Source organism: Pantoea sp. R13S299 (assembly GCF_048515925.1).
Taxonomy (GTDB): domain Bacteria; phylum Pseudomonadota; class Gammaproteobacteria; order Enterobacterales; family Enterobacteriaceae; genus Pantoea.
The window spans coordinates 1,007,630-1,022,270 of sequence record NZ_JBLYEF010000001.1 but is presented as its reverse complement, the minus strand read 5'-3'; the positions used below and the strand labels follow the sequence as shown (position 1 = coordinate 1,022,270).

General features: G+C 57.6%; 10 protein-coding genes. 5 read left to right on the top strand and 5 right to left on the bottom strand.

Annotated elements, in window-relative coordinates:
- Positions 1–64: 64 nt before the first annotated feature.
- From ACN1CO_RS05020 to zinT, 3 genes are all read right to left on the bottom strand, one after another.
- Positions 65–349, bottom strand: a complete 285-nt coding sequence (locus ACN1CO_RS05020; RefSeq protein WP_419138081.1) for a helix-turn-helix domain-containing protein — start codon at positions 347–349, stop codon at positions 65–67.
- Entirely contained in the window at positions 342–662 is a 321-nt protein-coding gene (locus ACN1CO_RS05015; RefSeq protein ID WP_419138080.1) for a type II toxin-antitoxin system RelE/ParE family toxin, read from the bottom strand. Before ACN1CO_RS05015 ends, ACN1CO_RS05020 begins: the two co-directional genes overlap by 8 nt.
- Positions 663–802: 140 nt before the next feature.
- On the bottom strand, positions 803–1,453 hold the full coding sequence (gene zinT / locus ACN1CO_RS05010) for a metal-binding protein ZinT (protein ID WP_419138079.1): 651 nt from the start codon (positions 1,451–1,453) through the stop codon (positions 803–805).
- A gap of 387 nt (positions 1,454–1,840) precedes the next feature.
- On the opposite strand from zinT, the gene katE reads away from it, so the two are divergent.
- Positions 1,841–4,105: a catalase HPII gene (katE, locus tag ACN1CO_RS05005; protein WP_419138078.1), complete on the top strand. Its 2,265-nt coding sequence runs from the start codon at positions 1,841–1,843 to the stop codon at positions 4,103–4,105.
- A gap of 98 nt (positions 4,106–4,203) precedes the next feature.
- Here the strand turns inward: katE and ACN1CO_RS05000 are convergent, their stop codons facing one another.
- Positions 4,204–5,862 (bottom strand): methyl-accepting chemotaxis protein, encoded by a 1,659-nt coding sequence (locus ACN1CO_RS05000; protein ID WP_419138077.1) that lies wholly within the window; start codon positions 5,860–5,862, stop codon positions 4,204–4,206.
- Positions 5,863–6,085: 223 nt separating this feature from the next.
- Here ACN1CO_RS05000 and ACN1CO_RS04995 point away from each other — a divergent pair, with 223 nt between their 5' ends.
- Positions 6,086–7,339 (top strand): mechanosensitive ion channel family protein, encoded by a 1,254-nt coding sequence (locus tag ACN1CO_RS04995; protein WP_419138076.1) that lies wholly within the window; start codon positions 6,086–6,088, stop codon positions 7,337–7,339.
- A gap of 58 nt (positions 7,340–7,397) precedes the next feature.
- Here ACN1CO_RS04995 and ACN1CO_RS04990 read toward each other — a convergent pair whose 3' ends face one another.
- The gene (locus ACN1CO_RS04990; RefSeq protein ID WP_419138075.1) at positions 7,398–7,694 is read right to left on the bottom strand and encodes a hypothetical protein; all 297 of its coding nucleotides are present in this window, start codon (positions 7,692–7,694) and stop codon (positions 7,398–7,400) included.
- A gap of 410 nt (positions 7,695–8,104) precedes the next feature.
- Between ACN1CO_RS04990 and treZ the strand changes: the two genes are divergently transcribed.
- The 3 genes from treZ to glgX are packed head-to-tail and all read left to right on the top strand — an operon-like array spanning position 8,105 to position 14,547.
- The gene (gene treZ / locus ACN1CO_RS04985; RefSeq protein WP_419138074.1) at positions 8,105–9,889 is read left to right on the top strand and encodes a malto-oligosyltrehalose trehalohydrolase; all 1,785 of its coding nucleotides are present in this window, start codon (positions 8,105–8,107) and stop codon (positions 9,887–9,889) included.
- Positions 9,886–12,414 carry a malto-oligosyltrehalose synthase gene (gene treY / locus ACN1CO_RS04980; RefSeq protein ID WP_419138073.1) on the top strand — a complete coding sequence of 843 codons (2,529 nt, stop codon included), beginning with the start codon at positions 9,886–9,888 and terminating at the stop codon, positions 12,412–12,414. Before treZ ends, treY begins: the two co-directional genes overlap by 4 nt.
- Positions 12,415–12,471: 57 nt before the next feature.
- A complete protein-coding gene (glgX, locus tag ACN1CO_RS04975) occupies positions 12,472–14,547 on the top strand; it encodes a glycogen debranching protein GlgX (protein WP_419138072.1) in 2,076 nt (691 codons plus the stop codon).
- The last annotated feature ends 94 nt before the right edge of the window (positions 14,548–14,641 follow it).

Below are 14,641 nucleotides of genomic sequence, written 5' to 3'. Positions count from 1 at the left end.
GTGCGTTTGATGGCAGGAATCATCCATAGCAGGACCAGAATCGACTCCTGCCATCCTGTATCAGTCAGAGGGAGATCTGAGGATTTTCAACGCCACAGGCGCGGGCATAGCGGGCGAGTGTTTCAACTGTGGCTTTATCTGCGCGGCGCTCGGTACGCGACACTGCAGAGGGACTGACACCGAGCGCCTCTGCGACCTGGGCGCTGGTCATTCCCGCGCTTTCCCGCCATCTGGCTAACTGCTCGCGCAGGTGCTCTGCCCGTACTTCAGCCTCATAATGCTCGCGAACAACCGGATCTGATAAAATTTCTTTGCGGGCCGTCGTCCACGCAATTGATTTCTTACTCATCGTTTAACATCTCCTCTAAACGGTGCGCCGCTGCGATCATGACTGCTGCTGGCGTTTTCTTTGTCTCTTTCACAAAAGCTTTCAGGATAAAAATACGTCTGCCTTTCTGGTAAACATACACCGCTCGCCCAATCTCATTTGCCTTCGCCCTGAGCTCAAAAAAACCCGACCCTAATGGTTTGGTATCCGGCTCTCTCAAATCAGTTCCACGGGCAGCCAGTTTATCTATTTGCCGGGCTAGCTTAGCCCGGAGCATCTCTGGCATTGCCTTAATTTCAGCGAGCGCTTCCCTGTGTATCGTTATCTCAAACATAAATCCTCCATTGGAGTTAAGTTAACTCATGAGTTAACTTAACTCAAGGATCTATATCTTTCTCAGACGGGGTAAATGAATCCAGGCGCTATTCTTGCAAAAGAACCCTGACCAGCGGGCCATCCGATCCGGTCCGGCACTCAGTGGTGCAGCATCTCCTCCACGACGTCTGAGTTCGTCATCTGGTAAGGGTAATAAGTCGGCCAGTTGTCCATTTCAGCCAGCAGCGCCTGCTGAGACTGGTTGCCCATAAAGATGTGGAAGTGGGCGGACTTGCGCGGTCCGATGGTGTGATCGCTGAACTGCACATATTTCGGGGCGCTGCTGCTGGCGTCCTGACACTCAAACAGGTAGCGCACCCCTTTTTTGCCCGAGGTATAGGTCAGGATTTTATGGCCCGCATAGTGGTAGTGACAGGCGCTGACCCGATCGCCGACGTGGAACTCCATCACCCCATTTTCGATACCGATGGTATCGACGTCGGTAGCGTAGCCTTTGCGATAATAAGCTTTAATTTCCTCTGCCGTTTTATGGGGATTCTGCTGCGCTTTTTTCTGCCAGACCGGGTCCAGCTCGCCACTTTGCAACAGCGGATAGACCGACTGCCACAGCCCGTCCCAGTCAGAGAGCGGACGGTCTTTCACGTCGCTGTCAGCAAAGACCCCTTCTGCTGCTTTCTGCTCCATCGCTGACAGCGGTTTGCCATGGTTATGCGTGCCGTGCGCCAGCGACTGCTGGCTGATGAGCAGCGCGCCCATGATCCCAATCCATTTACCTGCGTGATTCGTCAAAGCCTGATCCTCAGTTAAAGATACAAAGTGAAATGTTATGATATAACATTTCACACTTCAACCTGAGATGTCATCTATCTATATTAATTTTATTTATTAATTATCACCCTCTCCCGGAATATGCCACGCGCCTGCGGCGGGCAAATCTGGCGGGAGAGTAAAGCGGGTTGCCAGCATAGCGGGCGCGGGCTGACGCGCCGCTAAGCCAGACGGCACAAGGCGTGGATAAGCGAAGCGATAATGGGCACTCAGCGATAAGTCTGGTTTTTCTGCCGGACGAAAAAGGCGCAGTCACTGCGGTTAAATGGCCGGTTTACCCTCAGCATTGTTCAGGTTGTTCTATATTTAGTGTCGTCGAAAGTAAAATAACAGCTGGAGCATGGATTAATGTCGAAAGAAACAGAGAAGAAACGCCTGAGTGAACGCGCGCCCACCACCGGTCCGGAATCATCAGAACCGGGTCTGGGATCGCTGGCACCGAAAGATGGTTCGCATCAGCCCCCAGCCGAACCGACCCCACCAGGCAAGCAGCCTACCGCCCCAGGCAGCCTGAAAGCACCCCAGACGCATAACGCCAAACTTGACCAGCTTGAAGCCAGCCGCAAAAACGGCACCGGCAGCGCCCTCACCACTAACCAGGGCACACGCATCGCCAATGATCAAAACTCACTGCGTGCCGGTTCGCGGGGTCCAACGCTGCTGGAAGACTTCATTATGCGTGAGAAGATCACGCACTTTGACCATGAGCGTATCCCGGAGCGTATCGTGCACGCCCGTGGCTCTGCTGCGCACGGTTATTTTCAGCCCTACCGCTCCCTGACCGATCTGACCAAAGCGCAGTTCCTCAGCGATCCACAGCAGACCACGCCGGTGTTCGTGCGTTTCTCCACGGTTCAGGGCGGAGCGGGTTCTGCAGATACCGTGCGTGATATCCGTGGTTTCGCCGCCAAGTTCTACACCGAAGAAGGTGTGTTTGACCTGGTCGGCAACAACACGCCGGTGTTCTTTATTCAGGATGCGCATAAATTCCCTGATTTTGTGCACGCCGTTAAGCCGGAGCCGCACAACGAAATCCCGCAGGGTCAGAGCGCCCATGACACCTTCTGGGATTACGTCTCTCTGCAGCCGGAAACCATGCACAACGTCATCTGGGCGATGTCTGACCGCGGCATTCCGCGCAGCTATCGCACCATGGAAGGCTTTGGTATTCACACCTTCCGCCTCATCAACGCCGAAGGCAAAGCGACCTTTGTCCGTTTCCACTGGAAGCCAGTAGCCGGGAAAGCCTCGCTGCTGTGGGATGAGTCGCAGAAACTGACCGGCCGCGATCCCGATTTCCATCGCCGCGATCTGTGGGAAGCGATTGAAGCCGGTGATTTCCCGGAATATGAACTGGGTCTGCAGCTGATCCCGGAAGAGGATGAGTTCAAATTCGACTTCGATATTCTGGATGCCACCAAGCTGATCCCGGAAGCGCTGGTGCCGGTGGAAATTGTCGGCAAGATGGTGCTGAACCGTAACCCGGACAACTTCTTTGCCGAAACCGAGCAGGTGGCGTTCCACCCTGGCCATATCGTGCCGGGGCTGGATTTCTCCAACGATCCGCTGCTGCAGGGCCGTCTGTTCTCCTATACCGACACGCAGATCAGTCGTCTGGGCGGACCGAACTTCCATGAGATCCCGATCAACCGTCCGACCTGCCCGTACCATAACTTCCAGCGTCAGGGCATGCATCGTCAGGATATCGACACCAATCCGGCGAACTACGAGCCGAACTCAATCAATGACAACTGGCCGCGCGAAACCCCACCGGCTGCAAAAGGCGGCGGCTTCGAGAGTTATCAGGAGCGCGTTGAGGGCCATAAAGTGCGCGAGCGCAGCCCGTCATTCGGTGAGTACTATTCCCAGCCGCGCCTGTTCTGGAACAGCCAGACTGAAGTCGAGCAGCAGCACATCATCGGTGCCTACTCGTTTGAACTGAGTAAAGTGGGTCGCGCCTATATCCGTGAGCGCGTGGTGGATCATCTCGCACGCATCGATATTAAGCTGGCGCAGGGCGTGGCGGATAATCTGGGCATCGCGCTGACCGATGAGCAGCTCAACATCCAGCCACCTGCTGCGGTGAACGGCCTGACTAAAGATGACAGTCTGAGTCTCTACGCCATTCCGGATGGTGAGATTAAAGGCCGTCAGGTCGCGCTGCTGCTGAGCGATGGCGTGAAGGCAGCAGATGTGCTGGCGATTCTGCAGGGGCTGAAAGCGGAAGGCGTGCACGCCAAACTGCTGGCGCCGCATATGGGCCAGGTACGTGCCGACGATGGTTCGGTACTGCCGGTCGATGCGACTTTCGCCGGTCTGCCTTCACTGACCTTTGATGCAGTGATGGTGCCGAATGGCAATATCGATGCCCTGCTGTTAAGCGGCGATGCCCGCTACTTCCTGCTGGAAGCCTACAAGCACCTCAAGGTGATTGGTCTGGTGGGCGACGCGCGTCGCTTTAAAGCGCAGTTCGGTCTGGAAGATGCCGATCAGGAAGAAGGTATTGTGCAGGGCGACTCAGCGGAGAGCGCACTGATGTCTGAGTTTACTCAGGCGATGAAAGCGCACCGCGTCTGGTCCCGTAGCCAGAAGGCACAGTCCGTTCCGGCCTGATGCGTTGAGTAAATAGAAAACCGCCCCTGGGGGCGGTTTTTTTATGCCGGAAACCGGCGCACTGTCGCGTACGCGGTGATCCGTCAGACGTTCCGTTATCAGAAGGTCTGCCAGTTCTCATTGTCCGTCACGGCGACAGGCTGACGTTTTGGCACGGCGATCGCCTTCGCAACCGGCGCGGCGGAGAACGCCGTATGCAGACTGCCGGTTTTGAATACTGATACCGTTTTACGCAGATAGCTCGCCTGCTCTTCCAGTGAAGCGGCGGCAGTGGCCGACTCCTCCACCAGCGCGGCGTTCTGCTGCGTCACGCCATCCATCTCAGAGACCGCAATGCAGACCTGCTCAATGCCACGGGTCTGTTCAGTCGAGGAGGCGGCGATCTCTTCGATCAGTTGCGTCACACGGCTCACCGACTTCACGATGCTTTCCATCGCGATGCCCGCCTGAGAAGCGTGACCGGCACCGGTTTTGATGCGCTCGGCTGAGCGGTCGATCAGTCCACGGATCTCCTGCGCGGCGCTGGCGCTGCGTCCAGCCAGCGAACGCACTTCACCTGCGACCACTGCAAATCCACGACCCTGCTCACCGGCACGCGCAGCTTCAACCGCGGCGTTCAGCGCCAGGATATTGGTCTGGAAAGCGATGCTGTCGATAATGGCGATAATACCGGCGATCTGATTCGAGCTTTCGCTGATCTGATCCATGTTGGCGATAACGCGGGCAACGGTTTCGCCACCCTGCTGAGCGGTGGCTGACGCCTCTTTCGACACCGTAGTCGCCTGCTGCGCATTATCTGCGTTGAGCTTCACCGTCGAGGTGAGTTGCTCCATGCTGGCGGCGGTCTGCTCCAGCGCGGCAGCCTGCTGCTCGGTACGGGAAGAGAGATCGGTGCTGCCAGCGGAAATTTCCGCGGCACCGGTAAAGATAGAGCGGGTCGCGTCATCCACCGAGGTAATGGTTACCACCAGCGCATCACGCATCTGCTGCAGTTCCTGAATCAGCAGGCCCATCTCGTTGCGGCCCTCGTGCTGAATATCAGAGGTTAAATCACCTGCCGAAATGGCGCGCATATAGCCGGTCAGTCGGCCCAGCGGGTTAATCAGCAGCTTCTGCAGTCCCATCCAGACCGCCACGCCAATCACAGCCGTAATCAGGCCGATAGTGAGCAGCGCCCAGAGCGCATCCGTCAGGCTGCGCTGGTTATGTTCAGAGGTATCTTTCATCAGCTGCATGTTCACTGCACGCCAGGCTTCATAGGCCGAGTCGAGCTGGTCCTGTGCCGCCTGCGCTTCAAGGTTGCCGTAGGCCGCATAGTTACCCTGCTTCAGAAAGGTAATGGAGGACAGCATGGTGTCACGCATCTGCTGATAGGCCGTCTGAAATTGCGTCGCCTGGGCTTCGCCCTGCCCCTCTTTGCGCGGCATCGCCTGCCACGCTTTAAAATCGGCATCGGCTCTGTCCGCAGACTGCCCCGCCTGCTCCAGCAGCGTGGCAATGGCCGCCAGGGATTTAGGATCCTGCTGATTTTTCAGGAAACGGATCGCCACACGGTTGATGGTGACGCGGGTTTTGATCAGGGTTTTCACCGCATCGCTCAGGTGCTGCTGTTGCAGTGTCAGCTGTTCGGCTGCCACGAAGTTTTTATCGGCTTTCGAGACGCCGTTGTAGAACAGAAATCCGGTCAGGGTCAGTAACGTAATAAAGACGGCAAGCACCGCCAGAATACCGTGGGTTATTTTAAGATTTTTAAGCATGTCCGCAGGCTCATATCAGAGGAGATAGAGTGGTTATCGGCCAGCCTGAGATTAATCTGAGTGTCGTAGCAGAGAAAGCCGCCCTTCGCCACTCGCCGGGCGCAGCCTGCGCGCCATTCACGCCATAAAAATAATAACGGCTTCGCCTGAACGCATTCGGCGCTTAACAACCGACCCCGTGCTGTGGTTGAATTCGCCCCTTACTTTTTCGTACGTGGTTAACATGCATTACATTCAGAGTCTGATGAGTTTTATTGAGGGAAACCGGGTGCTGTCGATCAGCTTCAGCCTGTTATTGCTGATCGTGGCCGGGATGGTCACTCACCTGATCTGCAAATTTTTCATCGTCAAAGTGATCAGGAAAGTCTTTTTCAGCAGCCATAAAAAGGGCGTTCCGCTGGATAAGGACATCCGCCTCTCTCAGAAGCTGTCAAATTTTGTGCCGGTGATTGTGGTCTACAACTTCCTGCAATTCATGCCGGGCCTGCCTGAAAACCTGAAAGTCGCGATTCAGACCATCTGCGGCATCCTGTTTTTTGTCTATCTGTCGATCTTCTTCAACGAAGTGCTGGAGATTGTTAACAACTCTTATACGCGCAAATCCAAGCGCAAGAATCACTCGATCAAGGGCTATATCCAGATTGGCAAAATCCTGGTGCATATCATCGCCGCCATCATGATTCTGGCGATTATGTCCAACAAATCCCCGGCGATTATCATCTCCTCGCTGGGTGCGGTCGCCGCGGTGCTGATGCTGATCTTCCAGCATACGCTGCTGTCGCTGGTGGCGAACATTCAGCTCTCCTCCAACGATGTGCTGCAGCTGGGCGACTGGATTGAGATGCCGGACAGAAACATCAGCGGCGAGGTGATCGATATTGCGCTGCATACCATCACCATCCGCAACTGGGACAACACTATCTCGCGCATCCCGACCAAGAACTTCCTGACCGAGACCTACACCAACTGGCAGGCGATGTTCTCCTCGGGCGCGCGCCGCATCATGCGCAGCTTTTATATTGATCAGAAGTCGATCACCTTTGTGAATCAGGAGATGCTGCAGTCGATGAGCCAGATCCGCCTCGCGGGCGAAACGATCACTGAGCTGCTGGATGGACGCGATATCAACGCCGTCGGCGAACGCTGGTTTATGGAGAACGGCATCACCAATCTGATGGTGTTCCGTAAATACCTGACCGCCTGGCTGGCGCAGCGCGATGACATTATGAAAGAGATGTATATCGTGGTGCGGCCGCTGAAGCCGTCGCCGGATGGATTGCCGGTGGAGATCTACTGCTTCACCTCATCGATTTTCTGGGCCGATTATGAAAATACCCAGGCGGCGATTTTTGAGTATATCTATGCGATGGCCCGCCTCTTTGAGCTGCAGATTTACCAGCATCCGGCAGGATCTGATTTCGCCCGTCTGGCTCAGCCACGGCCCGACAGCCGGGATGCACAGCAGAGCGGCGTGTAAAAACCGGTCACGGCGGTGGCGATCGCCTGCCACTGCCGTGATTAAACGTTGCTCAGCATTAACTCTTGCTTAGCGCATAGTTCAGCACTTTGTCATTTTTCATCTGCACAGTCAGCGTCTGGCCCTCGGTGGTGTTCAGGGTGCGCGCCTCGCTGTAGGTCCACTTCAGCAGCCGCTGCCCGTCGGGGTAAGGCGTTTCACTGTCCGGCTGACCAAACAGCGCGACCAGCTGAGCTTTGGTAGTCTGACCGGCATGAATATGCTGCAGATTACTGTTGTCCAGCCGGTGCCCGACCTGATTAGAACAGGCGGCGAGCAGCAACAGCAGCGCGGCTAGCAGAACTCTTTTCGTCACGTAACATCCTTTTGAAGTATTCAGCGCCGCAGGTCATCCAGCGCAATCGCGCTTAAGCTTATAGCGAATCCGCGCCATCCGGCAGGGATTTCTGGGCCAAAACCGCCTTCTTCCCCCCACCAGAGTCCGATTCACGGCAATTAACGCAAATTAATGCCGCCAGACGCCCCGCAGCCCTGCGATTGCAACATCTTAGTCTATGATTAGTCTCTGTATGCCGCGTGGAAGCGGTCTCACGCCTTCCTTCCCGCCGCATCACGCTGAATATCAGTCCAGCTTCCTGGCTGAAGAGACGCGCCAGCCCACCTGGCATCCTGGTCTCGCTGCAAGGTTTTTGACGCTTACGTCATCGACATCCTTTTCGCGCGGTGGCCGCCATCGCGTATTTCCAGGCTAAATGAGGCAACTGAATGGAATCCAAATCTTTTTTAAAAAGTTGGGGCGCTGAACGGATTGCCAGTGATGAGGTGCGTTTCCGCCTCTGGGCAACCGGTCAGCAACGCGTGACGCTGCGTCTCTCCGGCAAAGATATTGAAATGACACCGCAGGCGGATGGCTGGTTTGAAACCCAGGTCGCCGGTGTGGCGGCAAATGCCGAATATGATTTTGTGCTGGCGGATGGCACAGCCGTGCCCGATCCCGCCGCCCGCGCCCAGAAAGCAGAAGTTAACGGCCCGTCGCTGGTGATCGATCCTGATGCGTATCAGTGGCAGAACACTGGCTGGAAGGGTCGCCCGTGGCAGGAGTCGGTGGTGTATGAACTGCACATCGGCACCTTCACGCCTGAAGGTACCTTCCGGGCGGCAATTGAGAAACTGCCAATGCTGGCTGAAACCGGCATCACCATGATTGAAGTGCTGCCGGTGTCGCAGTTTGGCGGCAATCGCGGCTGGGGCTACGATGGCGTGCTGCTCTATGCACCGCATGCAGCCTATGGTTCACCCGATGATTTCAAAGCCTTTATCGATGCGGCACACGGCCATGGTCTGTCTGTGGTGCTGGATATCGTGCTGAACCACTTCGGCCCGGAGGGCAACTATCTGCCGCTGCTCGCGCCAGACTTCTTCCACAAGGAGCGCCAGACGCCGTGGGGCGCAGGTATCGCCTATGACGTTGATGCGGTGCGCCGCTACATCGTGGAAGCGCCACTCTACTGGCTGCAGGAGTTTAATCTGGATGGCCTGCGCTTTGACGCCATCGACCAGATTGATGACCCGAGCGAAAAGCATGTGCTGATTGAGATCGCTGAGCGCATCCGTGCCACCATTACCGACCGCCCTGTTCATCTCACTACCGAAGATTGCCGTAACGTCACCTTCCTGCATCCGCGTGACGAAAACGGGGACGCTCCGCTGTTCACCGGCGAATGGAACGATGACTTCCACAACGCCGTGCATGTGCTGGCAACCGGTGAAACCCACGCCTATTACCGGGATTTCGCCGATCAGCCGGAACAGCGGGTCGCGCGGGCGCTGGCAGAAGGCTTTGTCTATCAGGGCGAAGTCTCGCCGCAGTCAGGCGAGCCACGCGGCGTGAAAAGCAGCAGCCAGCCGCCGGTCGCTTTTGTCGACTTTATCCAGAACCATGATCAGACGGGCAACCGTGCGCAGGGCGAAAGGCTGGTCTCGCTGGCAGGCGCAGAACGGACGCAGGTGCTGCTGGCCATGTTGCTGGTCTCGCCGCACATCCCGCTGCTGTTTATGGGCGAAGAGTATGGCGAAACCCGGCCGTTCCTGTTCTTCACCGATTTCCACGGCGATCTGGCCAAAGCGGTGCGTGAAGGTCGCGCTCGCGAGTTTGAAGGGCATGCTGGTCACGGCGAAACGGTGCCGGATCCCAATGATGTCACCACTTTTGAACAGTCGAAACTCAACTGGCCGCGCACAGAAACGCCGGAAGGTCAGCAGTGGCTGGCGCTGACGCGTCATCTGCTGGCGCTGCGTCAGGAACATATCGTGCCGCTACTGCAGACTGCCGGGGGTGATGCCGGTCAGATAGTGAAAACGGCAGAAGGATTCCTGGCAGTGCGCTGGGACTTCCCGCTGGGCACACTGTCACTGGCGCTGAACGTCGGCGACAGCACGCAGCCGATCCCCGATTTGCCGGGCGAGACCCTGTTTGCCTGGCCGCAGACCGCAACCGAACTGATTCCCAACGCAATCGTGGTGCGTCTGGAAAAGAGAGAAGCAGAATGAACATTCCTACCGCAACGTACCGCATCCAGTTCCGTAACGGCATGACCTTTGACCGTGCGGCGGCGCTGGTGCCCTACCTGAAACAGCTGGGCATCAGCCATCTTTACGCCTCGCCGATCTTCAGCGCGACTGCGGAGTCGACCCACGGCTATGACGTGACTGACGTTAACCAGATCGAGCCGTCGATTGGCGGCCGTGAAGGCTTTGATCGCATGGCTGCCGCCCTGAAAGCGGCCGGGCTGGGACTGATCCTCGACATCGTGCCTAACCATATGGCCGCCTCGCTGGAGAACCCGTGGTGGCGCGACGTCATTGAGCATGGCGAACAAAGTCGCTACGGGCACTATTTCGATATCGACTGGTCACGCCGCCTGACGCTGCCGTTCCTCGGTGACACCTTTGAGGCGGTGCTGGCAAACGGTGAGATCAGCGTGAAGCGCGATCCGCAGACCGGCAAACCGGCGCTGGCCTACTTCGACAATTTCTATCCGCTGAAACCTGAGACCTGGCAGGATCGGGAAGAAGCAGTGCTCGCCCTGCGCGATGCCGCACAGATTGCCGAACTGCATGACCAGCAGCCGTGGCGACTGATGTCCTGGCGCGATGCACCCAGTGACCTCTCCTACCGCCGCTTCTTCGAAGTGACCGGTCTGGTGGGCGTGCGCGTGGAAGACAAGGCCGTCTTTGATGCCGCACATCAGTTAATCCTCGAACTGGTCCACAGCGGCGCGGTGCAGGGATTGCGCGTAGACCACGTGGATGGCCTGGCCGATCCACGCGGCTATCTGGAGCAGTTACGCCAGGCTGCCGGTCCCCACTGCTATCTCACCGTGGAGAAAATCCTCGGTGACAATGAACAGCTGCCTGACGAGTGGCCGGTTTCCGGCACCACCGGTTATGAGTTTATGGCCGCGCTCGCCAATCTGCTGGTCGACAGCGATCGCCTGAGCGGACTGCGCAAGGCGTATCAGACCGTCATCGGCAAAACCGTCGACATGAAAGCGGAGCTGCGTGCCGCCAAGCTGCTGATGGCGAACCGCAACTTCGCCGGTGAATTTAACCGGTTACAGCAACTGGCACTGAAGATTGCTGACACGGAAGACGCACCTCAGCCAGAAGCAGAACTGAAAAATGCGCTGCGTGAGCTGCTGGTGGCGTTCCCGGTTTACCGCACCTACGGCACGCCGCAGGGCCTGACGCCCGCCGATACCGCGTTGCTGCAACAGGTCGTCAGCGAGGTGAAAGCCAGCGACTCTGCACCCAACACCCAGGCGCTCGACTTCCTGACGCGTATTCTGCGTGCTGAAGTTGCCGACGCTGCCCGCGACGATGCGACACAGTTCCGCACCCGCTTCCAGCAACTGACCGGCCCGCTGATGGCGAAATCGGTCGAGGACACCCTCTTCTTCCGTCAGCATATGGCGCTGGCGCTGAATGAAGTCGGCGCTGAACCGCTGGCACGTCATTTCTCGCTGGATCAGTTCCATGCAGAGATGCAGGCGCGGCGCGAACATCAGCCCGATGCGCTGTCGGGCACCTCAACGCATGACACCAAGCGCGGTGAAGATGCCCGTGCGCGTCTCTATACGCTGACCGAAGCGCCACAGCGCTGGGCGGAGTGCGTCAGCCGCTGGCGGGAGATGAACAAAGATCATGTCGTTCACCTGAAAGATGGCCCGGCACCGGAACCGGCGGTTGAGTGGATGCTGTATGAAGCGCTGGCAGGCGTCTGGCCAACCACTCTCCAGCCGCAGGATGCCGAGGGTCTGGCGGCGCTGGAAGCCCGCTTTGTGGTTTATGTCGAGAAAGCGCTGCGTGAAGCCAAACTGCGCACCGACTGGGCCGACAACAACGACGCTTACGAAGAGGCGGTGCTGGGCTACGCCCGTCATCTGCTCGCGCCCGCCAACAGCGCCTTCCTCAGTGATTTCTGCCAGTCGCTGCAACCCTTTATGCGTGCAGGTCTGGTCAACAGTCTGACCCAGACCGTAGTGAAACTTACCGCACCTGGCGTACCTGATATTTATCAGGGCAGCGAGGCGCTGGACTTCAGCCTGGTCGATCCTGATAACCGCCGCGAGCCTGATTTCGACGCGCTGGCCGCGATGCTTAACGCGCCGCAGCAGGACAGCAATGAGGCGCACTGGCTGCGCGGTCAGATCAATCAGCAGGCGATTGTGAAGCTGCTGGCACTGCGTCAACAGCAGCCAGCGCTGTTCCGCCACGGTGACTATCTGGCACTGTCGGCAGAGGGTGAGCAGCAGGACAAGGTGCTCGCCTTTGCCCGTACGCAGCAGGATCAGGCGGTGATCGTGATTGTGTCACGCCGCGTCTTTAACTCACTGCCGGAGAACCTCGATCAGCCGCCTGCATCGCGCTGGGCTGATACGCATATCGCCCTGCCAGCCTCGCTGAGTCAGCGTGAGTATCAGGATGTGCTGAGCGGTAAAACTCTCGTTGCAGGCGACCAGCTGCCGCTTACAGCGCTGGCGTCACAGTGGTGCGCCGTGCTAGTGGCACAGTGACATCCGAAGAAATTTGTTGATTACGCGTCAATCTGTTCATTGAATAACGAGGCATAAATGTCAAACAGTCAGCGTTTTGAAATTACGGCGGGTTACAGCCATTTGCTGGGGGCCAACTTTGATGGCCAGGGCGTGAACTTCGCCCTGTTCAGCGCCCACGCCGAGCGGGTTGAACTCTGTCTGTACGATCCCAGCGGTAAAACGGAAATTGCCCGGCTGGAGCTGCCGGAATATACCCATGAAGTGTGGCACGGCTACATTCCGGGCCTGAAGCCCGGCGCGCTCTACGGCTATCGCGTCTATGGTCCTTATGACCCGGAAAATGGTCATCGCTTTAACCCGAACAAGTTGCTGCTCGACCCATACGCCCGTGAACTGGCGGGCGACATCGCCTGGAACGAGGCGCACTTCGCGTATGATCTCTATCACGACGATAAAGATCTGACGTTCGACACCCGCGACAGCGCGCCATTTACGCCAAAGTGCCGGGTGATCGACCCGAATGAATTCGACTGGCAGGATAAAAACCGCCCGAATGTGCCGTGGCCGAAAACCGTCATCTATGAAACCCACGTGAAAGGTTTCACGCAGCTCAACACCGCGCTGCCGCCGGAACTACGCGGCACCTTTGATGGTATGAGCCACAAATCGACCGTCGACTACATCAAAAGTCTGGGCATTACCTCGGTTGAACTGCTGCCGGTGCACTGGTTCCCGGACGATCAGCATCTGCTGGATAAGGGGCTGAAAAACTTCTGGGGCTACAACACGCTGGGCTTCTTTGCACCCGCCACCCGCTACTTCGGGCCGCGCGGCATTCAGGGCTTCCGTGACATGGTGCGCGCCTTCCATGATGCCGGTATCGAGGTGATCCTCGACGTGGTCTATAACCACACCGCCGAGGGCAATGAGCTGGGTCCGACGCTGTCGTTTAAGGGCATCGATAACTTCTCCTATTATCGCACGATGCCAGACCAGCATCGTTACTACATCAACGATACCGGCACCGGTAACACCGTGAACACCTCGCATCCGCGCGTGCTGCAGATGGTGCTCGATTCGCTGCGTTACTGGTCGGAGTCGATGCATATCGACGGTTTCCGTTTCGACCTCGGCACCATTCTCGGCCGTGAACCCGATGGATTCGACCCGCGCGGCGGCTTCTTCGATGCTGTGATGCAGGACCCGATCCTGTCGCAGAAAAAGCTGATTGGCGAGCCCTGGGATATCGGTCCGGGCGGCTATCAGGTCGGCAGCTTCCCGCCGGGCTGGGCGGAATGGAACGATCAGTACCGCGATACGGTGCGTGACTACTGGAAAGGCAACAACGTCTCCACCGATTTTGCTGCGCGCCTGCTCGGTTCCGGCGACCTCTACGATCAGCACGGTCGTCGTCCGTGGGCCAGCGTCAACTTCATTACTGCGCACGATGGCTTCACCCTCAACGATCTGGTGTCGTACAACGACAAACATAATGCAGACAACGGCGAAGATAACAACGACGGTCACAACGATAACCGCTCGTACAACTATGGCGTCGAAGGCCCGACCGATGATGAAGGCATCAACGCGGTGCGCGAGCGTCAGAAGCGCAACTTCCTCGCCACGCTGATCTTCTCCCACGGCACGCCGATGCTGCTGGCGGGCGATGAGTTTGGCCGCAGCCAGATGGGTAACAACAACGGCTACTGCCAGGACAGCGAAATCTCCTGGGTGCACTGGGATAACCTGCCAGAGTCCGCTGAGGCGCTGCGCGAGTTCACCCGCCAGATCCTGACACTGCGTGCTCAGCAGCCATTGCTGCGTCGTGAAAACTGGCGCGACGGCATGGATATCAAGTGGTTTAACGCCGGTGGCGGCTTCCAGCAGGCTGAGCAGTGGGATGAAGGCTCAACGCTGGGCGTTTATATCGGCCGGCCGGATCTGCAGACCGAGGAAGGCATCTGGCATGACGTGCTGATGCTGCTTAATCCGTTTGAGGGTAATGTGCCGTTCCGGATTCCGCAGTTCGGAGAAGGCGGCTGGGTGCTGGAGCTGACGACCAGCGACGTGGCGAAACGCGGTCTGGTGATCACCAAAGAGAAGGATTTCGAACTGGAAGGACGCAGCTTCGCTCTGTTCAGACGTCCCTAGTCACTAAACCCGGTTAAAAAGCAGTCACCTGGCGCAGCGCATTTCGCGCTGCGCTTGTGTTTCTGGTCATGGCTGCCAGGCTTAACCGGTTGTT

Bases quoted from the DNA above. Each gene is read 5' to 3' on its own strand.
- ACN1CO_RS05000 (WP_419138077.1), bottom strand. From the start codon at position 5,862: ATGCTTAAAAATCTTAAAATAACCCACGGTATTCTGGCGGTGCTTGCC.
- katE (WP_419138078.1), top strand. From the start codon at position 1,841: ATGTCGAAAGAAACAGAGAAGAAACGCCTGAGTGAACGCGCGCCCACC.
- treY (WP_419138073.1), top strand. From the start codon at position 9,886: ATGAACATTCCTACCGCAACGTACCGCATCCAGTTCCGTAACGGCATG.
- ACN1CO_RS05015 (WP_419138080.1), bottom strand. From the start codon at position 662: ATGTTTGAGATAACGATACACAGGGAAGCGCTCGCTGAAATTAAGGCA.
- treZ (WP_419138074.1), top strand. From the start codon at position 8,105: ATGGAATCCAAATCTTTTTTAAAAAGTTGGGGCGCTGAACGGATTGCC.
- ACN1CO_RS04995 (WP_419138076.1), top strand. From the start codon at position 6,086: ATGCATTACATTCAGAGTCTGATGAGTTTTATTGAGGGAAACCGGGTG.
- ACN1CO_RS05020 (WP_419138081.1), bottom strand. From the start codon at position 349: ATGAGTAAGAAATCAATTGCGTGGACGACGGCCCGCAAAGAAATTTTA.
- glgX (WP_419138072.1), top strand. From the start codon at position 12,472: ATGTCAAACAGTCAGCGTTTTGAAATTACGGCGGGTTACAGCCATTTG.